Source organism: Pseudomonas sp. GG8, assembly GCF_052976945.1.
The window spans coordinates 3,227,642-3,254,461 of record NZ_JBRIIP010000001.1 but is presented as its reverse complement, the minus strand read 5'-3'; the positions used below and the strand labels follow the sequence as shown (position 1 = coordinate 3,254,461).

The window sequence follows — 26,820 nt, the reverse complement described above, 5'->3', positions numbered from 1 at the left end:
GATGGCCTATATGGAGCAACTGCAGGCTGGGGTGAAATACCTGGCGACAGCGGGTGAAACCGGACGACGCAGTCTGGACGGCATGCTCGGGCCGGTGAATGGCGCAATCAGCGAAATCACCGGCGCGACTTCGGAGCTGGAAGGACTGCCGATCATTGGCCCGGCTGTGGGTGCCAAGCTGCAGCGGGTCATGCGCGGGGTGAACGCCGCCCAGGCAAAGGTCGGTGCAGTCGTCGCGACCTACAATCAGGCAAGCCGCGCGGTCTCGCAAATTGACGAGCGTTTGAGGGTACTGAAGGAACAGGCGGCCAAGGCCTCGACCGCAATCAACAAGATCGCCGGCAAGATCAGCCCGTCACTGGCCAATATCATACCCACTGCGGCGTTTGCCACGGACGCGACACCGGCGGTGGAAGCGGTAAAACCCTTTCCGCATCTACTGATCATCCAGCCGCTCAAGCCCGAGGCGACGCCGTACTACTTCAACCTGGATACGGCGGCCTTTGACGAACTGCGCCGCTCGACAGAGTTTCGATGGGCCTCGCAAGAGCGGCTGACTCGGCGGCCAGCACAACAGGCCGTCGGCATGGGCGAGGAGAAAATCACCCTCAAGGGGGCGATCTTTCCGGGGTTCAAGGGCGGGCTCAAGCAGCTCGACACGTTGCGCGCGGTGGGTGCCCAACTGCTGCCGTTGTCCCTGACCACAGGGTATGGCGACGTGCTCGGCACCTGGTGCCTGAAGAACATTGAGGAAGAACAGAGCGCACTGCTGCAGGGCGGAATTCCTCGCAAACAAGGGTTCACGTTGGAGTTCACGCGCTATGGCGACGACCTGCAGAACGTCTGACGGGGATCAACTCGACACCCTTTGTCAGAACTATTACGGCCACCTGATCGGCACCGTCGAGGCGGTGCTGGATGCCAATCAAGGGTTGGCCGACGAGCAACAGCCGTTTCGTGCCGGCGTCCTGATCGTGCTGTCGGATTTGCCGGACCCGACAGACGAGGTCGTCATGCTGTGGGATTGACCATGCCGTGACGCACAACCATGACTACCCAGCCCCGCTTTGTGCGGGGTTCTTCATTTTAGGGATCCGCGCATGAAACCCGCTTTTCGCATCGTTGCCGATGGCAGCGACATCACCGCCCTGATCAACGACCGCCTGTTGTTGCTGCGCACGTCGGACAAGCCCGGTATGGAGTCCGACGAATTTGAACTGCGTATCGATGACCGCGACGGCGCGCTGTCGCTACCGACCAAAGGCGCGCGTATCGAAGTGTTCCTGGGTTATGCCGGCAGCCAGCTTGCTCGGTTGGGTCGCTACACGGTCGACGAGATTGAGGTCTCGGGTCCGCCGGATACGGTGGTCATTCGCGGCAAGGCCAGCGACATGCGCGGCAGTGGCAAGACCACGCGCAGCGGCAGTTGGGAGGACGTGCCGCTGTCGCAAATGGTGCGCGATATCGCGGCGCGCAATGGCTGGGAGGCGGTGTGCCCGGTGACCACCAAGGTGCCCCGGGCCGACCAGTTGAGCGAGTCCGACTTTAACTTCATTACGCGCTTGGCCAAGCAGTACGACTGCACCGCCAAGGTCGCAGACGGCAAGCTGTTGGTCATGCCGCGCCAAGCCGGGCAGAGCGCGAGTGGCAAGGTACTGGGTGTTATCACGTTGACCCGCGCCGATGTGAGTCGCTGGCAGTTCCATCTGGGAGATCGCGCCACCCACAAGGCCGTTGCGACCAAACACCACGACAAGAAGACCGGCAAGCTCGTCGTGGTATCCCTGGACAATGAAGACGCGCCCGATGGTCTGCCCCCTGTGCACACCGACCGGCACATTTATCCGAACAAGTCGGCTGCCGAGCAGGCCGCCAAGGCTCGCCTGAGCGCATTCAACCGCTCGACCGCCGGGGTGCGTTTGGAAATGCCTGGGCGTACCGATCTGTTTGCCGAACTGCAGATCAATGCTCAGGGCTTCAAGGTCGGCCTCGATGGCGAGTACCTGGTGGATTCGGTTGAACAGGTTTTTACCCAGTCCGGCTGGTCCACCACCGTTGAATGTAATGGTGGCAAGAAGGGCAAGGCCAAAGCCAAGGGTAAGAAAAAGAAGAAGGAGGTCAAGGTCGTCCAGCTTTGACTGTTCAACGTCGCATCGTCATCAACCTGCCGCCATCGAGCGGTTTTTTTTCGTCTGGAGAAAACATGCCAAGAATCACCGAGGCCGCCGCAGGCGGTCAAAACGTCCTCGCCTTTCTCGACATGCTCGCCTGGTCAGAGCTGGGGGACGACTACCTGAAACGCTCGGACGACGGCTACAACGTCATCGTGACCGGCATTGACAGGAAGCTTGAGTTGTTCAGCGACTACTCAACACACCCGTTTGCCAACGGTCGCAAATCCAAGGTGGTCAACAGCAAGGGCCTGACCTCGAACGCCTCGGGTCGGGCGCAGTTCATGCTCAAGGATTGGATCCATTACCGCGACCAGCTCAAGCTGCCGGACTTTGGACCGGTCAGCCAGGACCGTTGGGCCATCCAACTGATCAAGGAACGTGGTGCGCTCGATGCTGTGAAGGCCGGCCGGATCGTCGAGGCCATCGCCAAGTGCCGGAACATCTGGGCGAGTCTGCCCGGCGCGGGCTACAACCAACGCGAGCACAAGGTCGAGGATCTGCTGGTTCACTTCATCGCCGCCGGCGGATCGCTGGCATGAGCCTCACGGACTGGATTCCGGCGCAATACCGCGTACTCGCGGCAGGCCTGCTGCTGACAGTGCTAGTCGGCGCTTTAGCGGCCGCAGCCTGGCAGGTTCAGAACTGGCGTTACGGTCAGCAGCTGGAACATCAGGCGCGCTTACACAGCGACACCCTCAACGAAATCACCCTGGCCTCTGCGGCTCTGCAACGAAAAGAGCAGGACAAGCGCCTGCAGGTTGAACAGCAGCTGCAGGCGCAGGACAAAACCCATCATCAGGAACTTACCGATGCGAAAAAACGCCAAGGTCTTTTGCGTGAGCGCCTTGCTACTGCTGACTTGCGGTTGTCAGTCCTTGTCAGTGCCACCGACACCACCAGCCTCTGCGGAGTGCCAGCCACCACCGGCGCCGGTGGCGTGGTTCATGGAGCCGCTAGAGCCCACCTTGACCCAGCGCATGCTCAACGAATTATCGGCATCACCGACGACGGCGACCAAGGATTGATCGCGCTCGCGGCTTGCCAGGCTTACGCCAAAACCGTTTCAACTCCGAAGTAAAAGAAGCGACCGGGCAGCATGCGTCAACATGCCGACCGGTCGCCGAACCCGCAGATAGCTCCTGCAAGTCCAGCCAAGGCCTCCGCTTCGTGCACAAAGCGCGGCGAGCCTAGCACCTGTTCATCCATACAGTAAAGGTCTTGCTTTCTATGTCCACACCCATCATTCCTTGGATGGGCGGCAAACGCCGCTTGGCCGACCGCCTCATTCCGCTCTTCCCACCCCACGAATGCTACGTCGAAGTCTTCGCCGGCGGCGCCGCGCTGTACTTCATGCGGCCCCAGGCGGCACCCGTCGAAGTCCTCAACGACATCAATGGCGACCTGGTGACACTGTACCGCGTGGTGCAGAACCACCTTGAAGAGTTCGTACGCCAGTTCAAATGGGCGCTCAGCTCGCGCCAGGTGTTCGAGTGGCAGAAGATGACCCGCCCCGAAACCCTCACCGACATCCAGCGCGCCGCCCGGTTCTTCTACCTGCAGCACCATGCCTTCGCTGGCAAGGTCACCGGGCAGACGTTCGGTACCGCAACCACCGGCCCGGCTATTAATTTGCTGCGGATTGAGGAGAACCTGTCAGCCGCGTGGCAGCGGCTGTCTGGCACCTACGTCGAAAACCTTCCCTGGCTTGAATGCGCCGAACGCTATGATCGTGCTCATACCTTCCACTACATGGACCCTCCTTACTGGCAGACAGCCGGGTATGGGGTGGACTTTTCGTTCGAGAACTACGAGCGCATGGCTGATTTCATGCGCCGGTGCAAAGGGAAGGTGATGGTGAGTATCAATGACCATCCCGACATACGGCGGGTATTTGAGGGCTTTCACTTTGAAACGTTGGATATTCGCTACAGCACGACGAATCAGCGGCAGGGGAAGGCTGAGGTCAGTGGGGAGCTGGTCGTTATGAACTGGGAGCCGGCTGCGCTTGGAGGGTTGTTTTAATTAAAGGGTACGACGATTGACACGGTCGCTGGTCATAGGGGTTTTTGTTAAAATACATGGATAGTATTTTTATATTAAACGGCAGCGCCTGCGGCGCTGCTGGGTTTTGGCTCATGGGGTTATTTAGTTTTGCCAATTGATCGATTAGTCTTCTTGATAGTTATCAAGCTCTATTGTGCCAAAGTTGATATTGCTTGGTTTTGTTACGATTTCGATTTCATGGATATCTAGATTGTTTACGTCTCCATTGAGGTCGCCAGAAATAGTTATGAGTATTTCGGATTCGAATTCTACTTCTATGGATTCGGTTGTGCTCCCAAGTGAGACGTAGTCGCCGTCATAAGGATCTTGCATTGACAGGGAGAAATCACCGATGTCTTCAATGGATATTATGGCGTCCGCTTCTAGTACTACATACTCGGGCTTTCTCATAACTATACGAAAGTCATAAGAATGGAATTCAAAAGATAAAAGTTTTACGCTACACCCATCCGCCTCCCAGTAATGATATGAGTTGGCTTCTTGGTCAGGTGTGTATCCATCAAGTTCTGATTCCAGCAACGACTCCACCGTCTCAATAAACTCTTGAGCTTCGTCCCCTTCCAATGCTTGTTTCAGATTGGTCAATAAGTTGAATACCATTTTTGGGCTGGATTTGTTTAACTGAGCTAATGCTGCGGCTAGATCTTTTTCGTAGGTGATAAATTCGGAAGCTTCACAGAAGCTCTCCCAGTCTTTATCATCAGCTACAGCTAGAACTTGATAGTCGTTACTCGAGGCCCATCCCTCGACGGCAAATAAAGTAATTGCATCAGGGAATTCGTTTTTCTTTTTTCCCGCTTCAGCGAATGGAGGGCAATTAGAGAAGTACTTGTCTAATATTTTTGAAAGGCTAACGTGATCTTCTGAGTTTAATACTAGGGCGCCTGTTTTTTCTATGAAGTCGGCAAGTCTTTTTTTTGCCAGTGACTCAATTATTTCCTCTGATATTAGTTTGTCTTTTGCGTCGGTGAGAGCGCTTCCGTCGAAAAAAAGATGTTCTGATGCATCGCTTAAGGATTTCTCCAGTGATAAGCGTGCGGTTTTGATATGCCGCTCTAGATGGCTGCTGATCTCGCTTTTTATCACGTCTGGAAGGACGTATATATACTTACTGTCTTTGAATTGAGTCAGCTTTCCCAGTAAACCTCGTTCTAGGCGCAATCCGTGCCTGTCGAAGATAGAGGTGTCAACTAATAATGCATCGTATTTGGGGCACTCTTCGTTTGCGTTCACATTGCCTCCATTCAATAAATAACTTGTTTGTTGTTGTGTTAGAGCACTGATGTCAGTGTGTTTTTCAAGCTTTTATTTTATCAAGCCTTTAGCCCATGGAGCCAATAAGTCAAAAGTAAAGCGGTAATACTTACTCCTCATGGGCAGCAGCGCAGCCATGCCATTTTCAATTTTGTTCGCAATGCCAAAGTGCTGCAGATCGTTCGAATGGCAATGCTATAGCTTCCTCACCCTGAGAGCGTCGGGTTCTATTGCGCAACTCCAGTGCTCTTGAGCGGTAATCCATAGCGGTGAGACCGGATTGATCGCCAGCGGGTTGTAGACCAATGCGGAGTGATGCTCTCCCTTGAGTGCTACCTGTTCCAGAAGATCTAGGCCCAGCACAGCACTGATGCATGCGTTACGGCTATCCAGGAAGGTATCTGCTTCCACTCCAATGTCGTTGCCAGGCTTTTCGATTCGCGGTCTGTGCTGGTGATATTGGTCAACGATATCGCCGGTGGCTCGATCAATTTCTATTTGGATCGGGCCAAGGCTGAATAGAACCTCTACAGGGGCCGGCTTCTGGCTTATCCCATACAAGCCTGTCATAGCCATGGGATTCAACATGTGAGCGTTGACGGCGATTATGTAGGGTTCATCGGCTTTGACGATTCCGCTCTCCAGGTACCTGCGCAGCTGCCTGGTTTTCTCCGCAATAGCGCTAGTCCATCGCAAATTTATAGCATTGTGCGGAACACCCCTGACTACCGAGGTCGTCCCCGGCCTCTCAAGATACTCTGGCGGAATACCCATAGGCTGGGGAGTCTGAAGTTCCACCCATGCGCTTTTGCCTTCCTTGGTTATGTGAAGGTCTGGCCCTGCATTGGAGCTTTTAAGCGAAAAGCCGTCCTTCCACAGCATATCTGCTAGTAAAAGCTCAGCGACCCTTTGACAGTAACTTTCGGGAGATCCACATGCTAGTTGCTTCTCAAAAGTCGGATCTGCAAGACCCTCTGCTCGAAATCGGTCATAAACAGATGTCAAAAACTCGACGGCGATCGTTGCGTTTGCCGTTTTGGCGCGGCTCCAGCTTTCAACGAAGCGGTGGATAACTTTCTCGCGTAACGGATGAGGTTGCATGGTCGCGTCCCTGAGAGTTCTCGGCCTTTGTATCACACCGCTGGAAAGATGGTGCATGGCCATTTTTCAGCTACGTCTCGGCAAAATGGTAATTTTGGTAAGTGCATGCGGGGGACAGGCTGGAGCCTTTATAAACCGTGGCTTTTGAGTATTACCTTAAAGGGTAATATTTGGTAAGGCTATCGTCGCCTCCAGTGCCAGCTGGTTGTGGTAGATCCTCTCCAGCACATCCGACAGCGAATAAGCACCAGCATAGCTTCGACTCCTTTCGATAAAAAGTATAAGCATAGTACCGGCGTACCGGCGGTGCCCCTGTCAGGCAGTTATTACAACTTGCTTAGAGATTGCTACAAAGAGAGGCATTCTCAGCGGGTTAGCCAGTCAGACTGAGGCGTTGGGGGACGTCCAGTTCATAATAGGCGCCACTCTAAACCTGCGGAAAAATTGTTGTGGTGCGGCTGTTTGTAGGGGCATTGGAAGTCTGAATGGGTGAGGCGAAGAGCAGCAGTTTATCAGGAATGGGGTGGGACGTTGGTAGTGGTGGAGGGAAGCGAGTCTGCCGCTGCTGCCCTCGAGGTTACGGGTCACCCATTTGTAAATGAGGCTGGATTCGTGGTACGACCCGAGATCTCAGTGATGTGGTTCAGATATCCACAGACCACCGCTATCGAGCCCCGCAATCCTGTATCAGATCAATAGCAAGTACGGTAGCGTACGTGACCTCATAAGCTAGCCCTATACAACTAAGATTGATCAACTCTGGCAGATTAAATGCAATTTATTGGTCATTTAGAAGTTTGAAATTATTGTTGATAAGTGTGGCTAGTGTTTTTTCAGTTGTTGCCGATTTCTTTGAAATCAAACTTCTGCTCGGCCATTACGGTCTGAATCTGGTCATTAGTCAAGCCGGCTTTTTTCAGGCTTTCCTCAAGATCGAGGAATCTTTTGCGGAATCTTTCTTTGGCGGCATGTACCCCGTCTGCTATAAATTGCGCATCCAAGTCACTCTCTAAGCGATAAAATTTAATGTTTGATACGCATGAGTAGAACCAGTCGTAAGTTGCTGTTAGCTCCTGGATAGCTATTGTGCCGTGAGCCTCGCTTACACCCTCACTGCCCAAGTAGACACTGCCCTGTATATTGTTAAATCCATAGCGCTTAAGAGTTCGCCCTATGTCTGCGTAGGCGTTGTTGTAGTTGTTGCTGTGGTAGTTTTCTTTCAGGCAACTGGTGTTCATGTCGAAGGTGATTAGGTATTTGCTCATGTGAGATCTTGTTCCCAATTGATTTCAATGTGGTCATAATGTTTGGGTGCGTCGAACATGGTGACACATCCTTAGTGGTGTTGGAACAGTGTTCTCGATGGAGGGCTTGCGCGAAGTCAGTTTGACGTTGCTATGTACCCAGATTGCGCCCAGATTTTCTATCAGCGTAAGCGGTTTAGCGATATGGCAGTTTGTCGGAGCCTCACTCGTCCGTACCTGCTGCCATAGGCCGTACGTGAGGTAAGTTAACCGCCGGTGAGCATCCGCGACTACCGGGAGCAGACCGTTCGTCCATAGCTGCGCGAAATTACGGGCTACCTCTTGGTCCAATTTTTTCACCGTGTCAGTTTGAGCATTGGTGCAACAGATTTTGTGGCGTGAGATGCCCAGAGTTTCCATAGCGCTAAAATGCACCCACCCACCCAGATAGTTACGGTTATGGAAGACCACCCGCCCTGCTTCTCGACCTGAGGTATTAACTCCACCACAGCTGTCTTCAGGGCAAGCTGGTTGTGACACATCCTTTCAAGCACTTTTAGCATTTGTATCGATTCTATTCGAGAAGAGCTTCGCATAGCAGCTGCCGAAACCGTATGTTGGCTGCTTGAAAATTGCTACAACGATGAAGCTTGATCCCGTTGCTTGCAAGCGGGTCGGGGAGCCGGTGCAGGACTATGTCCAGTAGGGCTAGGCTGGAGTCCTTGAAAATAGTGGAGCGGGTGAAGGGGATCGAACCGTTATCGGCTTGGGAAACTGTGGAAAAATAGCTATCTTCTGGGTGCCTGCGTCTCGGACGCTTGACTACAGCCGGGATAGAGCTGCCTCTACATACCTAGACAAACGGAGTTCAGATGGTCTGTCATTCTGAGGAATTCGTGCTCTCGGTGCTGCATGAGAAACCTTACTTCAATCGGCTATCCGATCACTTGATCGAGCAGATTTTAGGGCTTAAGTGCGACGACTTTGCGCGCCTGAGACGAGCGATTGACGCAGTCGAGGCTGGGAGCCCAACTACCAGATTTCCAGGAGACTTCAGGTCTTCTGGGCTATTGGCGGGTTATGGCCATTTCCATTACCGGAGGGGCGATTGGGCAGCAACGAACCTCGCCGCTGGGTTTCGCAAGCCGATCACCCAGTCGCTGGATATCACCATAGATGATCTGGCTGATAAGGTAGTTGCCAAGGGCGGTGATCCCGACGCGGAGCTTGAAAAATTGATCAATAAATTCTCTCGAAGAATTAGCCAGGCTTCTGGAGATTGGGTGCTGTATCGCGAAGGACCGAGGGGACGAGAGTATCTGGCAATCAATCAGCACACGGATTCGAACTCGGATGAGGAGCGCGAGCTGAGGCGGCTATTGGATCGAATCGTTGCGCGTAACGCGCAGCACTGAACACTACAATGGACTTCGACGCGATAGGGCAAATTTAGGGCAAAACCTAGGCCGCTGTAGGCCGTTCCTATCCTTGCAGTCGACCTGAAACTCCCGATAATTGCGGCCTATAGCGGGCTACAGTGTGTGCTGGTCGGGTTCGAATCCCTATCCGCGCCTCACACAAGGTCGTGCTGCAATGACCGCATTCGACCGATTCGGTTGAAAAAATCGGTTTTCCAAAACTGCCGGAACATTGATCGGTGGAAGCGCCTTTTTAGCACGCCTCTACGTGAAATCTCAGCCCGAAAATCTCTGCGAAAATTCAGGACTTCAATCTCAGACGCGTACTTTTCTGCGATGGAAACCGCCGCCGACTTTTTCAATAGAATCGACCCAATACAGCTGCCAGTCAGCATAAACAGTTGTCAGCCAAAAGCCGGAACAGCGGGGTTGTTTGAATTCTTGAGTCATATTAGAGATACGTTTAGCGCAGTTGCAGCATCTTTGCGCCATTTTTCGATGGATGCATCCACCGAAAGCTGATCGGCCAATTCAGCCAAGTCGATACTATTGGAATATACGCGATACCCTGGAACGGACTCGCTGGTACCCACTTTACCATCTTCTGGATAAGGCAGTGGATTCCAGACTTTGTTATACCAGTTGCCTGGGCTGTCGTTTAGTTTGTCGCAAATCACAACAGATAGAACAAGTACACTTTTGGATATTTCGGCTGTTTTTTCTGTGTAGATACCTTGATATTTATCGAAGCCGGTATCGCTGCGCACCCACGCGCCAAACATCAAGTCGCCGGGTAAGTGCTTGTCCCCAAACTCTTCCTGATTTTGGCGGCGTAGCCAGATAGCAGATATGTCTAGGGAAACTCTGAAAAAGGTTTCCAAATCTGGTGAAATACCCTCCATCACATGAGCTGAACGGTTGAGCCCCATGAAGCAGATTTCTTTCGCTGATGCTGAGTACGCAGGTAAACGTAAGCGGACCCGCCGTGAGATTTTCCTGAGCGAGATGGACAAGGTCGTGCCCTGGAAGGGGTTTATTGCGTTGATCGAACCGCATTATCCAAAGGGTGTTGGGGGACGTCCGGCGTATCCGTTGATGGCGATGTTGCGTGTGCACCTGATGCAGAACTGGTTCGGCTACAGCGATCCGGCCATGGAAGAATCGCTGTATGAGACAACGATTCTGCGCCAGTTTGCGGGTTTGAATCTGGAGCGCATTCCCGACGAAACCACGATCCTCAACTTCCGTCGCCTGCTGGAGAAAAACCATCTTGCCAGGGGCATCATGGAGGTCGTTAATGGCTATCTGGGCGACCGAGGCTTGATGCTTCGTCAAGGCACTATCGTTGACGCCACGATCATTCATGCGCCGACCTCGACCAAGAATAAAGAGGGTAAACGCGATCCCGAGATGCATCAGACCAAGAAAGGAAATCAATATTATTTCGGGATGAAAGCGCATATCGGGGTGGACGCTGATACGGGCCTGACCCATAGCGTGGTGGGCACGGCAGCCAACGTCGCGGACGTTACCCAAGTCGATCAGTTGTTGCACGGCGAAGAGAGCCATGTCTGCGGCGACGCGGGCTACACCGGGGTGGAAAAGCGGCCGGAACATGAGGGGCGCGAGATGATCTGGTCGATCTCCGCCAGGCCCAGCAGCCGTCGCAAACATGGTGAAAAAAGCGTCATTGGCCGTGCGTTGCGCAAGATCGAATATGCTAAATCGCAAACTCGGGCCAAGGTTGAGCACCCGTTTCGGGTCATCAAACGCCAATTTGGTTACACCAAAGTGCGGTTTCGCGGACTGGTAAAAAACACCGCGCAGTTGGTAACACTGTTTGCGTTGTCGAACCTGTGGATGGCGCGCCGACATTTGCTGGAGCCTGTAGGACAGGTGCGTCCGCAGTATGGAAATTAAGGGTTAATAAGCGCCTAAAACCGGCTTATTCATCGAAAAAAGTCGATATTTCAGAAATTTCAGCGAGGTATTCTCTTTTTGAGCGTCTGACGCCCGATTTTCTGTAAAAAGAAGGCCTTACTTCAGACCTTCCCTAGGAATGGCAGGAAACGTAATCCGGCACTGGCTTGATTTTCCAAACCGCGTAGGTCGCCTTGGCGAGAAAATACATAATCTTGATGGTAAGGTACAGCGTCAAGTTTGTTACGTATGTAGGAAAGCAAATCAAATTGACGTTTCTGGTAGTTGGCCAGCAAGCGATAAGCGCGGCGGACATCAAGCAAGGCTGCGTTAAGGTCTTGATTCATTTCAACTTCCATTGATCGAAGATACTTGGATTTGTAGTTAAATTCGCCGGTTTTAAGGCGTTTAGCCATAGCATCCGATGAGTGCGTAAACCATGCCAGGAATAGCAGTCGGAGATATCTGAAAGCATTCGTTGCAGTCCGGGCTCAGATTGTTTTTTGAGCTCGTCCTCCAATATGCAGAACAGCTCCTGCCAGCTACAGCAGACCAATTTGAATCGGTAGTCGCTGCAAGAAGGGAGGGCTTTGATGATGTTTTGGTACAGCCCTTCATGTGTGCTGTGGCTTAGATCGGTCAAGCCACCGAGCGTCAACAAGATACAGTTTTCGGCTAGCTTGCCCTCAGCCCAACCAGCTTGCAGCTCTGCCGCTAACTGCCCTGCATATTGTTGCCGAGAATAGTCATGGCGCTTGGCCTCGACCAACAGCGAATGTTGCCCATCGCTTATCACTACATCGGGTTCGACGCGACGACCATCGGGCAGGTACCACGATGGCCAAAAGACGATGCTTTTGATTGCACCGAAGGCTACTCCCAACAACGTAGTTAACGTGGCACTGAATAAATCATCTGGTAAGTAAGCGAGGCGTTCGAAAACACTCGCTGTGATAACATCTTCCGCGCCCTCTGCTTGGCCGAGTATCAACCGGGTACCTTCAAGCCCAGTGCCTTGTTTCTTGCCAGAAATAACCGCATTCAACATAGTTCACTTCCTTGTGGTAGCGAGTTCATGAGTTATATTCCCTATACTTGAGTGTAAATCTACAAACTTAAATTGCCGTGAGCATATCCGTTCTGAGCCTGAGAAAACAAGAAACAGACACCTTTACAGACGCCTAATTGAAGCGGGGTAGGCTGGAAGCCTTGAAAATAGTGGAGCGGGTGAAGGGAATCGAACCCTCGTTATCAGCTGGGAAGCTCATAACGAGATGTCCGGGGTGAGAAAATACGACTGAGAAGTTAGACGTGGTTTGTAATTAATAAAGTTTTTGCATTTTCGAGAGCCTCGAAATCATCAGGAGATACTCATACTCACTCTTCGCGCCTGGCAAAAGTCCATTTTGCAATGCTGAAAACGGCGACTGTTTTATTGTCCTCGTTATACAATGCGTCTGTCATCCCCATATAGAAAAAATAACTTGTTGTATCGTCATTGTTTTTTCGGACGTTGCTCTGTCCTTTTTTTGTGTACACAATTACTAAATCCCCCTTTTTCACCTCTTGGTCTGGGATCCAATAGGGGTTCTTAATTTTGGGTGAGACATTGTCTGGGCCTTGCTGGGTGGTAGAAGTGACAATCAACTTTCCCGCATCTCCATCTTCTAATATTTCAATGGCAACGCGTTCTTTTTCGAGATTTCCCGGCTCTCTCAAGCCCCGAATTTTGTATTTCATTTTGTATTCCGTCCAGGCAAGATCACGGCGATAGCTATGCCGGAGAGCACAACGCCGATGCCCGCCACGACATAGCCACCTAGGGAAGGTCTGAAGTAAGGCCTTCTTTTTACAGAAAATCGGGCGTCAGACGCTCAAAAAGAGAATACCTCGCTGAAATTTCTGAAATATCGACTTTTTTCGATGAATAAGCCGGTTTTAGGCGCTTATTAACCCTTAATTTCCATACTGCGGACGCACCTGTCCTACAGGCTCCAGCAAATGTCGGCGCGCCATCCACAGGTTCGACAACGCAAACAGTGTTACCAACTGCGCGGTGTTTTTTACCAGTCCGCGAAACCGCACTTTGGTGTAACCAAATTGGCGTTTGATGACCCGAAACGGGTGCTCAACCTTGGCCCGAGTTTGCGATTTAGCATATTCGATCTTGCGCAACGCACGGCCAATGACGCTTTTTTCACCATGTTTGCGACGGCTGCTGGGCCTGGCGGAGATCGACCAGATCATCTCGCGCCCCTCATGTTCCGGCCGCTTTTCCACCCCGGTGTAGCCCGCGTCGCCGCAGACATGGCTCTCTTCGCCGTGCAACAACTGATCGACTTGGGTAACGTCCGCGACGTTGGCTGCCGTGCCCACCACGCTATGGGTCAGGCCCGTATCAGCGTCCACCCCGATATGCGCTTTCATCCCGAAATAATATTGATTTCCTTTCTTGGTCTGATGCATCTCGGGATCGCGTTTACCCTCTTTATTCTTGGTCGAGGTCGGCGCATGAATGATCGTGGCGTCAACGATAGTGCCTTGACGAAGCATCAAGCCTCGGTCGCCCAGATAGCCATTAACGACCTCCATGATGCCCCTGGCAAGATGGTTTTTCTCCAGCAGGCGACGGAAGTTGAGGATCGTGGTTTCGTCGGGAATGCGCTCCAGATTCAAACCCGCAAACTGGCGCAGAATCGTTGTCTCATACAGCGATTCTTCCATGGCCGGATCGCTGTAGCCGAACCAGTTCTGCATCAGGTGCACACGCAACATCGCCATCAACGGATACGCCGGACGTCCCCCAACACCCTTTGGATAATGCGGTTCGATCAACGCAATAAACCCCTTCCAGGGCACGACCTTGTCCATCTCGCTCAGGAAAATCTCACGGCGGGTCCGCTTACGTTTACCTGCGTACTCAGCATCAGCGAAAGAAATCTGCTTCATGGGGCTCAACCGTTCAGCTCATGTGATGGAGGGTATTTCACCAGATTTGGAAACCTTTTTCAGAGTTTCCCTAGAAAAGCCCCAGCTGAATATATAGAAAATGCCAGCCCGACTAGGCATGTCCCCGTACCTAAGGATGCGGAGAAAAGTAAGTCGACGGCCTTTCTTGCAGACTTGAGATTAGTAAGTTCCGCGCTTATGGATGCATGGGCTACTTCAAGACTCCTATGTTTTATATCATTTTTTTTGAGTTCGTAGTTCTCGTACTCAAGCTCGCTACTTTTGGAGAGTATTAATTTATAAACACCTGGTGACTGGAGGTCTTCTTCCGACAGGTCGGTGAGTATTTTGTCATAAGGTCGTTTTAGTTTAGGTTGGTAGTTACTATTGTTGGTGGCTACCTGGAATTTAACTGGTAACTCTTCATCTACGTCTACTTCGTTTGTTTTCTTATCCGTCATGTGTTATCTACCAAAATTTCCTTCATTGGAGGGTCTGAAAAATCGCGGGGCATTATCGTAAAATTTGGATCTTCATAAAGACGTAAGATTGATAGCGTTGTTTTTTAGCATTATTTACATGGGTTGAACAGTCAGAGCCGTATGATTCTGATTCATTGGCCCATCGGACGCCAATGCGTCAGGGATTTTGGAGGGTAGCGATAGTGCTCGTAATTGGGGCCGAAAACGATTGCTTAATATTTGCTACAAAGGATGAGGTGGGAATTGATGGTGGGCGGATTTATCTGGTACAAAATTGGTACGGAAGTTTTCTGGCAGCTATTTAGGCCTTTATTTAATGGCGTACGGTGGATAGTTTGTCCAATCCATCATCGGCGCAACGCTGAAGCGGCGGGAGAAGGATTGGGGTGGTGCCGTGGCGAGATTTAGGGGCATTGGGTATCTAGGTGGGTGAGGCGGGAGATGAAAGTTTATCAGGAATGGCGTCGGAAGGTGGGTAGGCAGATCCGTGCAGCCGGGTAGCTATCTATACAAACGGGCCCACTGCATTTAAACAATCAATCCAACCCGAAAATTTCGTAGGCATCAAGGTTTAGGGCTGGCCAACGGAATACCGGCAGCGCTCAGTCTCTTGAGTATTTCAAAGAGGAGGTCACTCTTGGTCGCGCTAACAATTCTAGGGCTACTGACATAACCGGTGATGGTTAGCGTGATGCCATCAGGTGTCAGTTTGCTGAATCTTACCCTGGCGCTACACATAACTCGGTTATTTCCTTGCTCAGTCAAACGTACTGTTTATAGCGCTGTCGGTCATGGGCCATTGATTCAGATCAGCTTAAAAGCGAATTTGAAAAACTATAGGCGCCTCTATCTCACACCCGTGCTCGCCCTGGAATTTGGCTACTGACCGAGTCTGCCTAGTGTGTCGCGTATGGGCTCAAGTGATACACCGATCAAACCATCGAGCGGCCTGTTCAGTTCCTCGACCAGAAGAATCGCCGCGGAGGTTGATAGTGCGCACATCATTAGCACGGCCAAAATGGTGCCGTTACGAGGCGCGAACAAGCCAAAGGTGCCGAAGATAATGCACAGCCACGACACCAGAATCGCAAGCATCGTAAGCGGGATCGAGCCATTTGCCTGAAGGAGTGCCAGCCAGCGGGTAGCAAACACTTCATCCATAACCAGCAAGGCACGTGCCTTGAGCGCGCTCTGAGCATCATTGCCAGGGGAAAGGGCTTCCACCTTGCGCTGCAGCTCTTCAGACCGGTTTATTGCCTCGGGGCTGTCGAGCTTTGCGATCTGTGTCGCATCGCGTGATGCAAGCACTTGCATGACGCCTGCGTAGTTATGCTTGAGCAGGCTGCGGATTTCTTGGGTGTCCGGCCCATATCGGGACAACACTCGGTCGAATTGAACGACCTTGGCCGCCGTTCCCACGAGCTCGGCGCTGGTCGTATCGAAAGTGCCTTTGGCTGACGAGACAAGAAGACCAAGCACCAGGGCGGCCATTGTCGCGATCAGGCCTGTGGCGAGTTTCACTACGCTGATGGATTCATCGCTCAGGTGTTGAGAGGGCAGCCGCCCGCGTAGATACGAACCCAGCAGCGCGCTACCGAACAGACAGATGAAAACGACTGCCGCGATCACCAGATGATTCAAGTTCAACCTCCGTTGTCGTTGTCTTCAGGCTGTTTGGTAGATTCATGATAGTAGACGGCCTGGCTGTTAAGGCGTCGGATAGCGTTTGAATATTCAGCCACCGACAGCCCCGACAGCCCCGACAGCCACAGCTCAGCGATACCGCCAGCGCTAGAGCGGGGTGCTATTCTCGGTTTTTCGGGGTGAAGGTCGAATTTCTTCTGCTGCTCGGGTGTCTGTCTTGTCAGTGTTGGCTTTTCGCGGCGCGCGAGCCTTATCGAAGCCTCTTTTTTGGAGAATTGCTCAATGAAAGCTATCAAGATCACGCTGCCTGCGTCACTGAAAAACCTTCAACTGGTCGAGCTGCCCGATCCTGGAAAACCCGCTGCCGGGCAGATTCGTGTGCGCATTCATGCGTGCTCATTGAATTTTCACGATTACGCGGTAGTGACCGGCATGATGCCGACCGCCGATGGGCGTATCCCTATGGCCGATGGCGCGGGTGTGGTGGAAGCAGTGGGTGAGGGTGTCAGTGAGTTCAAGGTCGGCGACCATGTCGTCTCGTGTTTTTTTCCGCACTGGGAAACCGGCGGTGCCGTGATCGCTGACTTCAGCACGACACCCGGCGATGGCGTGGATGGTTATGCCCGCGAGGTAGTGGTCAAGCCAAGTCACTGGTTCACGCTGGCGCCTGCGGGTTACAGCCATGTGCAAGCCGCCACATTGACCACGGCAGGGCTTACCGCCTGGCGGGCACTTGTCGTCGATGGCGGGCTCAAAGCGGGTGACAGTGTGTTGGTGCTGGGGACCGGAGGCGTGTCGATTTTCGCCTTGCAAATAGCTAAGGCGATGGGCGCGACAGTGATTGCCACCTCGTCATCGGACGCCAAGCTGGCCAAGGTTCGAGAGCTGGGTGCAGACCACACGATCAACTACCGCCAACAGCCCGAGTGGGGCAACGAAGTGCTTAAACTGACCGGCGGCCGAGGAGTTGACCACGTCATCGAAGTCGGCGGTCCGGGCACGCTGCCTCAATCAATAATCGCGTGCCGTATCGGTGGGCATATCGCCCTGATCGGCGTCCTTACAGGATGGGAAGGTCCGGTGCCGACGGCGGCATTGATGGCCAAACAACAACGTCTGCAGGGGTTGATCGTGGGTAGCCGGCAGAACCAGCGGGACATGGTGCGCGGGCTTGAAGCGACGGGCATCAAACCGGTGATCGACAGTACCTTCGTGCTGACTGATATCGGTAGGGCCTTTGCCCATGAAGCGTCGGGTGCTCACCTGGGGAAAATCTGTCTCGCGTTCTAAGTACCGCTGATCTGACGCGAAAATTCGGGAGAGCCACCCTGGCAGGTGGTCTTTTCGGATATACATATTGAGATATATCAATATGCAGATTATAGTTGCCGCTGTCATTAATCAGTACCCGTGATCCACAAGGATTCTACGTTGAAACACTCGACTCTATTCAGCAGCACCGAACTCGGCCCCTATACCCTGAAAAACCGGGTGGTCCTGCCACCATTGACCCGCTCTCGTAGCTCGCAGCCAGGCAATGTACCGAATGACCTCATGGCGACCTACTATTCCCAGCGCAGTGGTGCGGGCTTCATGGTCACTGAAGGTACCCAGATTGAACCAAGAGGGCAGGGTTACGCCTGGACACCGGGTATCCACACTGCAGAGCAAATCGAGGGCTGGCGCAAGGTGACAACCAAAGTGCACGCCGATGGCGGAGTCATCTTCGCCCAACTCTGGCATGTCGGCAGGGTCTCGCATGTTTCGCTACAACCTGATGGTGGCGCGCCGGTAGCGCCCTCGGCAATTGCCGCACAAGGGGTCAGCGTATTCATCGAAACAGGACCGGGCACGGGTGAGTTAAGCGCGCCGTCCCAGCCACGAGCGCTGACACGCGAAGAGATCGCAGAGCTGGTTTCGTTCTATGCGCAAGCTGCACAGAACGCGATGGATGCGGGCTTTGATGGCGTTGAGATCCACAGCGCCAATGGCTATCTGATCAACCAGTTCATCTCTCGGCACAGCAACCAGCGTGAGGATGAATACGGCGGCAGCCTGGACAACCGCTTGCGCTTTCTCAGGGAAGTGACCCAGGCTGTAGCTGATCGCGTGGGCAAAGATCGTGTAGGGGTGCGTTTCTCGCCGCTGTTTCAAAGCACCGACGAAGCGCGCGTCTACCTCGGGCTGGTTGAAGACGACCCCCATGCAACCTACATCGCAGCGATCAAGGTACTGGAGGACATCGGTATCGCCTACTTGTCGCTGGCCGAGGCTGACTGGGACGACGCACCGCAGCTGCCGGAGAGTTTTCGTCACGCTGCTCGCGCTGCGTTCAGTGGGCGCATCATCTACGCAGGCAAATACACGGCAGTGCGCGGTGAGAAAGCCATTGGCGAGGGCTGGAGTGATCTGATCGCATTCGGACGCCCCTTCATCGCCAACCCGGATTTGCCGCAACGCATCGCCAACGGCTGGCCACTGAATCTGGCTGATCCCGCCAGTCTTTATGGCGGCACTGCGATGGGGTATACCGACTATCCTTTCCACGGCATCTAAGCATCGGATGCGCCACGAGGGGCGGCGCGCTGTATTTTCGGCGTAGATATCGTAATATCTCGAAAAGCAGATGCGAATGACCTATGAGTATTGATATCAGCGAAGCCCTGAAGGCCTTGGACAACCCCACTCGGTTGTCCATTCTTGCGTGGCTCAAAGAGCCTCGTAAAAATTTCCCCGAACAAGAGGTCAATGCCGATGAGGTTGGTGTTTGCGTGAGCATTATCCAGGCGCGGGCCAACTTGTCGCAATCAACGGTTTCGCTTTACCTCGCCGCGCTGCAAAGGGCTCAACTGGTAACGTCGCAGCGCATTGGCCCGTGGACGTATTACAAACGCCACGAGCAGAACATCGAACAATTCCAGCAAGCACTTAAAGCGCTTATTTGAGTGTGCTCTTGGGCCGTTGATATTACCTGTAATTGGCCCTGGAGCGTTCAGCGAACACTGTGGAGCTCCGCGCATCGCTTCAATGGATTCGACCTTGATTCGCCGCCACGGTGGCAACATGCTATTGCGCACTTCCTTCATTGAGGCCTGGTCGATATGAACACCGCCAAACTCCCTCCTGAAACCGATAGTGCTGTTTATAAAACCCTGCTTGAGTCGACCAAGGCAATCCCTTGGCGGATTGACTGGAAAACAATGACGTTCAGCTACATAGGACCGCAGATCGAAGGGCTGCTCGGGTGGACGCCGGACAGCTGGATCGGGGTTGATGACTGGGTTGCGCGCATGCACCCTGATGATCGCGACTATGTGGTTAACTTCTGCGTGTCGCAATCCAGGGCTGGTGTCGATCATGAGGCGGATTATCGAGCATTGACCAAGGATGGCGACTACGTCTGGATACGCGATGTGGTGCACGTTGTGCGCAAGGATGGCGAAGTTGAAGCCTTGGTCGGCTTCATGTTTGACATTAGCGAACGCAAGAAGACCGAAGAACATCTAATACGCCTGCAAAAACAACTTGAAGAATATTCCTTCCAGGATGGACTGACCGGGATAGCCAACCGACGCATGTTCGACAGGGTGCTCGAACGCGAGTGGAGCAGTGCACAACGGGATCAACGCCCGCTGTCTTTGATTATTTTGGATATCGATTACTTCAAGCAGTACAACGATCACTACGGGCATGTGAAGGGCGATGAAGCCTTGCGGCGAGTAGCCCAGACCTTGTCGCAGGCGGCGAACCGTCCAGGGGATTTCATTGCGCGTATCGGGGGCGAAGAGTTCGTTTGGTTACTGCCTGAAACCACTGCCGAAAAGGCCAGGGATGTGGCGGAGAAATGCCTGCAACTGATCCGCCAACAGCAGATCAGCCATCCAACGTCCGAAGTTTCAGCACTCTTGACCCTGAGCCTCGGAGTTGGCACCACGACCCCCAAGCACGATGACACTGCGCTGCAATTTGTCGAGAAAGTCGACGGGCTGCTCTATCAAGTCAAGCGTAGCGGCAGGATGGGAGCCGAGTACGCTGACTTCAGTGATTGATGCCGCCTTTTGGAGATGGCCGTCCTGTTCCTCGCGGATGTCCATCTTGACCAAGGCCGTTTGAATCCATCGGGTCGTTGAAGAAGCACCAATGCCGCGACACATCCTGTTGTCGGAGTCGGACAATTTCTATTGTTTGAGGGTTGACAGGCGAGCGGGTGAAAAGAAGTCTGGTCGTATCCCGGCCTTACATAGGTCGGCTGGCGGCGCACCCTCCAGAAACAAGCCGGCAGCCCATGCGGAAAGGGCTGGAGACGTTAGAATTCCACTACCGCCTTGGCCTGCCAGCCAGAAGAAATCCGCGTCCTTCGGACTAAAACCGACGACCTGCCGTTTGTCTGGGGCAAAGCTGCGCAGCCCCGCCCATTTGTGAGTGATTCGGTTGACGGGTAGCGTCGTCGACTCTGACAGAAAGTGTGCGGCGTAGGCGACGTCCAGTTCATCGGGCTGTGCGTCGCAAGCCTCGCTCGGCGTTGCATCGGCGGGTGAGACCATGATCCGCCCAGATTCAGGTTTGAAGTAAAACGCCTCTTCGACTTCGTTCACACCTGGCATGGCGGAAATGTCCATGCCTTCAGGCCCATCGACAGTGATTGCCGTGCGGCGGTAGGGCACGATGCCCAGCCGTTCAAGGCCTGCCAGCGCGGCGAAATCATCCGCCCAGGCGCCCGCCGCATTGACGATTTTTCGGCAGAGTATCTCGCCACCCGGCGTTTGCAGACGATAGACACCGTGCTCACGATGGACCGAGGTGACCGGGCTTGCGACCTGCACCTGCGCCCCGGCTTGTCGTGCCAGGCGAAGGTAGCCTTGCAGCAGGCTGTCTACCTCCATATCCCAACTCAACGGATCGTAGAAGGCAGCAGCAACATAGTCCGCCTTCAAAAACGGCACCATCGCCAAAGCGTCGTCTGGATGCAACATGCGTGACTCGGGTGAAGTAGACAGGGCGTGACGAAATGCTGACTCGATCAAAGGCGCCCGCGCGCTCGCCGCAATGATGAGGTTGCCGCGCGGGATTAGAAGATCGATATCTGTGAAGCCGGTTGGGGGGTTGACCAGGAAGTCGTAGGAGTTTTCGGCGAGGGTGCCGACCCATGGACTTTGGAACTGACTGGAAAACTCCGCAGCCGAGCGGCCAGTGGAGTGATAGCCGACATGATTTTCGCGTTCGAGCAGGATCAGCGAGCGCTGACCCGCAACCCGATAGGCGAAAGAAGCACCGGCAATTCCGCCACCGATGACGGCAACGTCAAAAATCTGAGACATATTAAACTCCGGAGCGCGGTGGTGTAGTGCGGATCATTTCGCGGTCTAGCGGGTAGATCGGACGCGGTATTTTGCTGAAGGGCAGGCGTCCATAATCCAATGTGCAGAGTGCACCGCTGTCGCAGACCAGCACGCTGCTGGCAATCGACTCAAAAGCGGCTCGGAAATGCTGCATCGATTTCAGCGCGACGACACGCTTTGCTGCCGGGTCGATGCCAAAGGCGCGAAATTGCTGGAGATCCAGCATTTGCAATGCAGCACTGGTGACCAGGATTTCGATGCCGTCGACCACCAGCACCGCGCTCGTTCCGAAGCTCTGTTCCAGGCCGCCGATCATCGGTCCATCGCCGATGAAATCACCATTGCTGACCAGCAGGATACGTCCGGTCACGGTCAGCGGTTCGCCGCCGAAACGGGCATCGCTCTTTCCTCCGACTGTTACCGTGACCGTGGTTCCTACACCCTTTTCGCACAGAGTCGCGGCGACCTCTGGATCGACCATCGGGCCGAAGCAGGCGTCCTCTACCCCGGCAGCCAGCAGGGCACGCAGCAGCTCAGTGGAGTCGCCATAAGCACCCGCTCCCGGATTGTCGGCATAGTCAGCGACAATCAATGGACCGTTTTGACGGGGGTAAGCGTGGGCGATCGTCGCCACTTCGTCCACGGTGTAATAGGTATTGATCACTTCGTCGCGGCGGTTCCAGATGTCGTCTGCCAGGCTTTGGGCAAAGGCGCGATGCAGGCGCTCATTGCCTTCATAGGTGACGAGCACGGTAGGCCCGACTTCGGCAATATCGGCTTCTGGAAATGCGCCGTTTATGCTGACTGCGAACGCCCCAGGCTGTTCTGCTTCCCAGGCTCGGGCCTTGGCGATGCGCTCGACCATCGGTCCCGTGTCAGTACGCCCGCCATTGGCCTCTTCGAGCATTGGCAGATGAATACGCAGAGTACGCGGCTTGATTTCGCCCGTCATGGTTCGCTGCAGCAGGTTTCCAGCGTGGCAGGCGGTCTCCTTAAGGTCGATATGCGGATAAGTCTTGTAGGAAACAAGAATTTGCGCCAATGCGCACATGCGTTCGGTCACATTGGCGTGCAGGTCCAGTGTAAGAGCAATAGGTAGATCAGGGCCGACCACTGCGCGCAATCGCGCCAGAAGCTCACCGTCGCCATCGTCGGTATGTTCGGCAACCATGGCGCCATGCAGGCACAACAGAATACCGTCGAATTTTTGCGCCCTGGAGGCGTCGACAATCAACCTCGTCAGGTATTCATAAGCCTCGACTGTTACCGGGCCTGAGGGCTCGCTCCAGGCGCTGACGACATGGTGCATGTCCCAATTGAATTCGGCAGCGCAACTAAGCGCACCCGCCAGTCCGGTATTGGATTCGCCACGTTTCTTCACAGCTTCCTCGCCCAGCATCAAGGTCTCGCGCCGAAACTCTGGCAGACCGGTCTTACGGGTGCTGAAGGTGTTCGATTCGTGCATGAATTCGGCGGTGAGGACTTTGAATGACATTTAGAGCTCCGGGGCAAGGAAAGTCGATTCATGAACGTGGCACGCCACGGCATGGTCGCCAGTCTGGGTTCGAAGGATGGGCAGGCTTTCTCGGCAACGCGGTTGTACTTTTGGACAGCGCCCTGCAAAGGCGCAACCGAGTGGTACATCGTAGCCACTCGGGATTTCGCCGGTGATCCGCACGATCTCGTGTCGCTGGTGCGGGTCGGGAACCAGAACGCTGGCCATCAGCGCCTTGGTATAGGGGTGGATCGGTGTGGCGCCCCGAGGGAGGACCTCGACCACGCGGCCGAGGTACATCACCAGGGTGCGATCGCAGAAATACTGCACCAGCGCCAGGTCATGGGAAATGAACATGTAGGTGAGATCGAGTCGATCGCGCAGATCCTGCAGTAGACGGATCACTTGCGCCTGGATCGACACGTCAAGGGAGGCTGTCGACTCATCGAGCACGATCAGCGATGGATCGAGCGCCAGCGCCCGGGCGATGCCTACCCGTTGCTTCTGTCCACCGGACATCTGATGTTGATAGCTGCCAGCCAGGTGCAGCGGCAGGGCGACCATCGTCAAGAGCGCATCGACTTTGGCGCTGGCCTGTGCAGACGACAGGTGGATGCCCTGCACCTGAAACGGTTCAAGCAACGTATCGCGCACTTTCTGGCGTGGGTCGATCGAGGAATAAGGGTCCTGGAAAACCATCTGGAATTGACGCCGCAGTGGCCGTAAGGCCCGTACCGTAAGGCTGGCGATATCCGTGCCGTCAAACAGCACTTCGCCGCAGGTGGGCGTCAAAAGTCGCATGATGAGGCGGGCAAGGGTCGACTTTCCACAACCGGACTCGCCGACGACGCCCAGGATTTCCCCGCGTTGCACGTCGAACGAGACATCGCTGACGGCGCGAAAGTGACGTCGGGGCTTGAGAATGCCTCCGCCGCTGGTAAAGGTTCGTCCGAGACCGCGTACTGAGAGGATCGGCTTCATGGCAACTGTCCTGCGGTGTGCAGGAAGCAAGAGACGCTGCGTCCGGCCTCATTCATGGGTGTGGGCATTGATTGGCGACATACATCCATAACCCTGTTACAGCGGGTATTAAAGCGGCAACCATTAGGCATGTTGCCGGCCGAAGGCACCACGCCAGGGATTCCCGTCAGGGTTCCAGGCAGCATGCCTGGCCGAGGAATACAGCCGATCAACGCGCCGGTGTAAGGGTGTCGCGGGTGATCGAAAATGGTCGTCACCGAGCCGTATTCGATCACTTGCCCGCAGTACATCACGGCGACCCGGTCGCAGGTTTGCGCCACGACTCCCATGTCGTGGGTGATCAACACCAGCCCAAGGCCGCGTTCGCGAACGAGCTGGACCAGAAGCTGGATGATCTGGGCCTGGACGGTCACATCCAGCGCGGTGGTCGGCTCATCGGCGATCAGCAGCTCTGGATCACCGGCCAAGGCCATGGCGATTACGATTCTCTGGCGCATTCCGCCAGACAGTTGGTGTGGAAACAAATCGTAGGCAAGCGCCGGGTCCGGGATGCGCATGCGCTCCATCAACTCGACCGATCGGGCTTTGGCTTCTTTACGGTCGAGGTGCAGATGCAGTTGCGCCACTTGGTCGATTTGCCTGCCGACGCGAACCACGGGGTCTAGTGAAGTCATGGGGTTTTGCGTGATGAGGGCGATCCGCCCGCCACGCAATGCGCGATAGCTACGTTCGTCCAGGGTAGTGAGTTCCGTGCCATCAAACCGGATACTGCCGGCCTTGACCCGTCCCCCCATCAGTGGCAATAGCCCCATGATGCTCATCGCAGTCATCGATTTGCCAGAGCCGGATTCACCGACGAGCCCAAGAATCTCACCTTTGTCGAGGTCCAGGTCTACTCCAGACAGCGGTTCGAACGGACCGAAACCAATTTTCAGATTTTCAATGGTCAATAGCATGGGCCTAGTGACTCCTCGCTTGAGCCTTGATATCCAAGGCATGCAAGACACCCTCTCCAAAAAGATTGATGAAAATGACAGAGAGGGCGATGAACGCACCGGGCAACAGAATGACCCACGGCGCGCTAAACAATTGCGCCGATCCAGTGCTCATCATGGCTCCCCAGCTGGGCACCGGCGGTTGAACGCCCATGCCGAAAAAGCCAAGGGTCGCTTCCAGGAGAATGGCGTTGCCGGTCGACAACATGGCTACGACGATGACCGGGGCCACCACGTTCGGCAGCAGCCGACGCAGGATGATATGCGTCGGTCCCGCGCCCAGACTCAAGCTTGCCTCCACGAACGTTTGACGTTTCAGGCTTCTGATCTGGGTGCGGGTAAGACGTGTGAACTGCGCCAGGTAGGCGATGCTGATGGCAAGGATCGTACTGGACGAGCCGGGACCGATGATTGCAACGATCAAAAGTGCCAGCACGATTTCTGGAAAGCTCCACGTCAGGTCGACGACAGACATCACCGCGCGATCCACTCGCCCGCCTACGTAGCCGCAAATGGCGCCGATCAGAATGCCAACCGTCACCGAAAGACTAATGGCAATCAGTGACACGCTGAGTGAGGTCCGGGCGCCGAAGATGACGCGCGACAGTACGTCCCGGCCGAACTCGTCGGTGCCGAACCAATGGGCGGTAGACGGGGCCTGGGTGGCGATGGCGAGATGTTGCAGATCGTAGGGGTAGGGCGTCACCCAGGGCGCAGCGCAGGCAATGAGGATCAGAATCAGCAGAGCGACACCCGAGATGGCCGAGCTGAACGTCGGCATCAACACCGTGATGCTCCTCCAGACGGCGGAAGAATGGGCGGTCATTGGGCGGCTTCCTCACGTTGACGCGGGTCCATCGCCGCTTGCAGCAGATCACCCAGCAGCGTGCCCAGCATGACGGCGATGGCGAGGAACAGCAGGCAGCCCTGTATCAGCGGGTAGTCGCGCTGCGCCAGGGCCCGGATTAAAAGTGAGCCCAGCCCTGGCCGGGCAAATACATACTCCACTGTCACCGAGCCGCCGACGATCAGACCGATGCGTAAACTCAGGATCGTGACCACTGGAATGAGGGCGTGACGCAGGATGTGGCGTATCTGGATCGTCCAGCGAGACAGGCCCTTGGCATGTAGCAGCATTACGAAGTCCTCGCGGGCAATTTCAATCATGGAAATGCGTGTCACCCTCGCAACCAGCGCCATGCCGCTTAGCCCAACGGTAATCGCGGGCAAAATCAACGAGGTCCAGTGACGTGCGCCAGACACCGGCACCCAACCGAGTTCGACGGCAAACAGCATGATCATCAAGAGGCCAAGCCAGAAAGTGGGCATCGTCGAACCCAGCAACGACACCCCCATCAGGCTGTGATCAATCCAGCGATTCTGAAAAGATGCGGCAATCGTTCCCGCCAGCACTCCTGCCACTGCCGAGAACATTAATGCCCAGCCGCCCAGCGCCAGGCTGTAGCCGAGATTGCTCATGATGAGGTCGGCCACCGGGCGACGCATGACGATTGCCATCCCCAGGTCGCCGTGAACGATATTGTTCAGCCAGGTGAAGTATTGCTCGGTCAGACTGCGGTCCAGGCCGTAGCGAGCGATGATTTCCGCTCGCTGGGTTACCGACGCTCCCACGCTCATCATGTTGTCGACCGGGTCTCCCGGCACCAGATGAACGATCAGGAAGACGACGCCGGAAACGATGAAAAAGACCGGAATCATCGCCAGCAGCCTCCGAATGAAATAGCTCACCATGTCAGTCG

Annotated in this window: 29 protein-coding genes; 12 read left to right on the top strand and 17 right to left on the bottom strand. The window is 54.6% G+C overall.

The annotated features are described in order from the left end of the window. The first annotated feature begins 1 nt into the window (after window position 1). From ACVBEG_RS15750 to ACVBEG_RS15725, 6 genes are all read left to right on the top strand, one after another. Window positions 2-847 carry a phage tail protein gene (locus tag ACVBEG_RS15750; RefSeq protein WP_447108012.1) on the top strand — a complete coding sequence of 282 codons (846 nt, stop codon included), beginning with the start codon at window positions 2-4 and terminating at the stop codon, window positions 845-847. Next, the gene (locus ACVBEG_RS15745) at window positions 822-1,028 is read left to right on the top strand and encodes a tail protein X (RefSeq protein ID WP_447108011.1); all 207 of its coding nucleotides are present in this window, start codon (window positions 822-824) and stop codon (window positions 1,026-1,028) included. Before ACVBEG_RS15750 ends, ACVBEG_RS15745 begins: the two co-directional genes overlap by 26 nt. 72 nt (window positions 1,029-1,100) lie before the next feature. Then, complete coding sequence (locus ACVBEG_RS15740) at window positions 1,101-2,138, top strand: phage late control D family protein (RefSeq protein ID WP_447108010.1); 1,038 nt, start codon at window positions 1,101-1,103, stop codon at window positions 2,136-2,138. Window positions 2,139-2,203: 65 nt separating this feature from the next. Continuing rightward, entirely contained in the window at window positions 2,204-2,713 is a 510-nt protein-coding gene (locus ACVBEG_RS15735) for a glycoside hydrolase family 24 protein (protein ID WP_447108009.1), read from the top strand. After that, on the top strand, window positions 2,710-3,252 hold the full coding sequence (locus ACVBEG_RS15730) for a lysis system i-spanin subunit Rz (RefSeq protein ID WP_447108008.1): 543 nt from the start codon (window positions 2,710-2,712) through the stop codon (window positions 3,250-3,252). The genes ACVBEG_RS15735 and ACVBEG_RS15730 overlap by 4 nt, the downstream gene beginning before the upstream one ends. Before the next feature lie 149 nt (window positions 3,253-3,401). After that, window positions 3,402-4,196, top strand: a complete 795-nt coding sequence (locus ACVBEG_RS15725) for a DNA adenine methylase (protein WP_447108007.1) — start codon at window positions 3,402-3,404, stop codon at window positions 4,194-4,196. 144 nt (window positions 4,197-4,340) lie between these two features. Here ACVBEG_RS15725 and ACVBEG_RS15720 read toward each other — a convergent pair whose 3' ends face one another. The 3 genes from ACVBEG_RS15720 to ACVBEG_RS15710 form a co-directional block, all read right to left on the bottom strand. After that, complete coding sequence (locus ACVBEG_RS15720) at window positions 4,341-5,471, bottom strand: PIN domain-containing protein (protein ID WP_447108006.1); 1,131 nt, start codon at window positions 5,469-5,471, stop codon at window positions 4,341-4,343. Between the two features lie 216 nt (window positions 5,472-5,687). After that, window positions 5,688-6,593: a hypothetical protein gene (locus tag ACVBEG_RS15715; RefSeq protein ID WP_447108005.1), complete on the bottom strand. Its 906-nt coding sequence runs from the start codon at window positions 6,591-6,593 to the stop codon at window positions 5,688-5,690. 833 nt (window positions 6,594-7,426) lie between these two features. Next, window positions 7,427-7,858, bottom strand: coding sequence for a hypothetical protein (locus tag ACVBEG_RS15710; RefSeq protein ID WP_447108004.1), 432 nt, complete (start codon window positions 7,856-7,858; stop codon window positions 7,427-7,429). Between the two features lie 851 nt (window positions 7,859-8,709). On the opposite strand from ACVBEG_RS15710, the gene ACVBEG_RS15705 reads away from it, so the two are divergent. After that, window positions 8,710-9,252 (top strand): hypothetical protein, encoded by a 543-nt coding sequence (locus ACVBEG_RS15705; RefSeq protein WP_447108003.1) that lies wholly within the window; start codon window positions 8,710-8,712, stop codon window positions 9,250-9,252. Between the two features lie 449 nt (window positions 9,253-9,701). On the opposite strand, the gene ACVBEG_RS15700 is transcribed toward ACVBEG_RS15705, so the two are convergent. Further along, window positions 9,702-10,184, bottom strand: a complete 483-nt coding sequence (locus tag ACVBEG_RS15700; protein WP_447108002.1) for a hypothetical protein — start codon at window positions 10,182-10,184, stop codon at window positions 9,702-9,704. Here ACVBEG_RS15700 and ACVBEG_RS15695 point away from each other — a divergent pair. Continuing rightward, window positions 10,183-11,175 (top strand): IS5 family transposase, encoded by a 993-nt coding sequence (locus ACVBEG_RS15695; RefSeq protein ID WP_447107587.1) that lies wholly within the window; start codon window positions 10,183-10,185, stop codon window positions 11,173-11,175. The genes ACVBEG_RS15700 and ACVBEG_RS15695 overlap by 2 nt on opposite strands. Window positions 11,176-11,297: 122 nt before the next feature. On the opposite strand, the gene ACVBEG_RS15690 is transcribed toward ACVBEG_RS15695, so the two are convergent. The 7 genes from ACVBEG_RS15690 to ACVBEG_RS15660 form a co-directional block, all read right to left on the bottom strand. Continuing rightward, a complete protein-coding gene (locus ACVBEG_RS15690) occupies window positions 11,298-11,522 on the bottom strand; it encodes a hypothetical protein (protein ID WP_447108001.1) in 225 nt (74 codons plus the stop codon). Beyond that, window positions 11,519-12,223 (bottom strand): F-box domain-containing protein, encoded by a 705-nt coding sequence (locus ACVBEG_RS15685; RefSeq protein ID WP_447108000.1) that lies wholly within the window; start codon window positions 12,221-12,223, stop codon window positions 11,519-11,521. The genes ACVBEG_RS15690 and ACVBEG_RS15685 overlap by 4 nt, the downstream gene beginning before the upstream one ends. 329 nt (window positions 12,224-12,552) lie before the next feature. Beyond that, entirely contained in the window at window positions 12,553-12,915 is a 363-nt protein-coding gene (locus ACVBEG_RS15680) for a hypothetical protein (protein WP_447107999.1), read from the bottom strand. A 216-nt stretch (window positions 12,916-13,131) separates the two neighbouring features. Next, window positions 13,132-14,124 carry an IS5 family transposase gene (locus ACVBEG_RS15675; protein ID WP_447107587.1) on the bottom strand — a complete coding sequence of 331 codons (993 nt, stop codon included), beginning with the start codon at window positions 14,122-14,124 and terminating at the stop codon, window positions 13,132-13,134. Between the two features lie 59 nt (window positions 14,125-14,183). After that, complete coding sequence (locus ACVBEG_RS15670) at window positions 14,184-14,585, bottom strand: hypothetical protein (protein ID WP_447107998.1); 402 nt, start codon at window positions 14,583-14,585, stop codon at window positions 14,184-14,186. Between the two features lie 900 nt (window positions 14,586-15,485). Then, complete coding sequence (locus ACVBEG_RS15665; RefSeq protein ID WP_322216978.1) at window positions 15,486-16,247, bottom strand: bestrophin-like domain; 762 nt, start codon at window positions 16,245-16,247, stop codon at window positions 15,486-15,488. Between the two features lie 2 nt (window positions 16,248-16,249). Then, window positions 16,250-16,546 (bottom strand): hypothetical protein, encoded by a 297-nt coding sequence (locus ACVBEG_RS15660; RefSeq protein ID WP_447107997.1) that lies wholly within the window; start codon window positions 16,544-16,546, stop codon window positions 16,250-16,252. Between ACVBEG_RS15660 and ACVBEG_RS15655 the strand changes: the two genes are divergently transcribed. The 4 genes from ACVBEG_RS15655 (at window position 16,533) to ACVBEG_RS15640 (ending at window position 20,299) form a co-directional block, all read left to right on the top strand. Beyond that, entirely contained in the window at window positions 16,533-17,540 is a 1,008-nt protein-coding gene (locus tag ACVBEG_RS15655; protein WP_322178606.1) for a zinc-dependent alcohol dehydrogenase family protein, read from the top strand. The two genes, ACVBEG_RS15660 and ACVBEG_RS15655, sit on opposite strands and share 14 nt — an antisense overlap. Before the next feature lie 141 nt (window positions 17,541-17,681). Beyond that, window positions 17,682-18,806: an alkene reductase gene (locus tag ACVBEG_RS15650; RefSeq protein ID WP_322216976.1), complete on the top strand. Its 1,125-nt coding sequence runs from the start codon at window positions 17,682-17,684 to the stop codon at window positions 18,804-18,806. Window positions 18,807-18,889: 83 nt separating this feature from the next. Beyond that, entirely contained in the window at window positions 18,890-19,195 is a 306-nt protein-coding gene (locus tag ACVBEG_RS15645) for an ArsR/SmtB family transcription factor (protein ID WP_219063147.1), read from the top strand. A gap of 156 nt (window positions 19,196-19,351) precedes the next feature. Beyond that, on the top strand, window positions 19,352-20,299 hold the full coding sequence (locus ACVBEG_RS15640) for a sensor domain-containing diguanylate cyclase (RefSeq protein ID WP_447107996.1): 948 nt from the start codon (window positions 19,352-19,354) through the stop codon (window positions 20,297-20,299). A 129-nt stretch (window positions 20,300-20,428) separates the two neighbouring features. On the opposite strand, the gene ACVBEG_RS15635 is transcribed toward ACVBEG_RS15640, so the two are convergent. The 6 genes from ACVBEG_RS15635 to ACVBEG_RS15610 are packed head-to-tail and all read right to left on the bottom strand — an operon-like array spanning window position 20,429 to window position 26,812. Beyond that, window positions 20,429-21,568, bottom strand: a complete 1,140-nt coding sequence (locus tag ACVBEG_RS15635) for an NAD(P)/FAD-dependent oxidoreductase (RefSeq protein ID WP_447107995.1) — start codon at window positions 21,566-21,568, stop codon at window positions 20,429-20,431. Window position 21,569: 1 nt separating this feature from the next. After that, the gene (locus ACVBEG_RS15630) at window positions 21,570-23,084 is read right to left on the bottom strand and encodes a M81 family metallopeptidase (RefSeq protein ID WP_447107994.1); all 1,515 of its coding nucleotides are present in this window, start codon (window positions 23,082-23,084) and stop codon (window positions 21,570-21,572) included. After that, the gene (locus ACVBEG_RS15625) at window positions 23,085-24,065 is read right to left on the bottom strand and encodes an ABC transporter ATP-binding protein (RefSeq protein ID WP_322178611.1); all 981 of its coding nucleotides are present in this window, start codon (window positions 24,063-24,065) and stop codon (window positions 23,085-23,087) included. Then, on the bottom strand, window positions 24,062-25,021 hold the full coding sequence (locus tag ACVBEG_RS15620) for an ABC transporter ATP-binding protein (protein WP_322178612.1): 960 nt from the start codon (window positions 25,019-25,021) through the stop codon (window positions 24,062-24,064). Before ACVBEG_RS15620 ends, ACVBEG_RS15625 begins: the two co-directional genes overlap by 4 nt. 4 nt (window positions 25,022-25,025) lie before the next feature. After that, window positions 25,026-25,886: an ABC transporter permease gene (locus ACVBEG_RS15615; RefSeq protein WP_322178613.1), complete on the bottom strand. Its 861-nt coding sequence runs from the start codon at window positions 25,884-25,886 to the stop codon at window positions 25,026-25,028. Next, window positions 25,883-26,812: an ABC transporter permease gene (locus ACVBEG_RS15610; protein WP_323566049.1), complete on the bottom strand. Its 930-nt coding sequence runs from the start codon at window positions 26,810-26,812 to the stop codon at window positions 25,883-25,885. The genes ACVBEG_RS15615 and ACVBEG_RS15610 overlap by 4 nt, the downstream gene beginning before the upstream one ends. Window positions 26,813-26,820 lie beyond the last annotated feature (8 nt).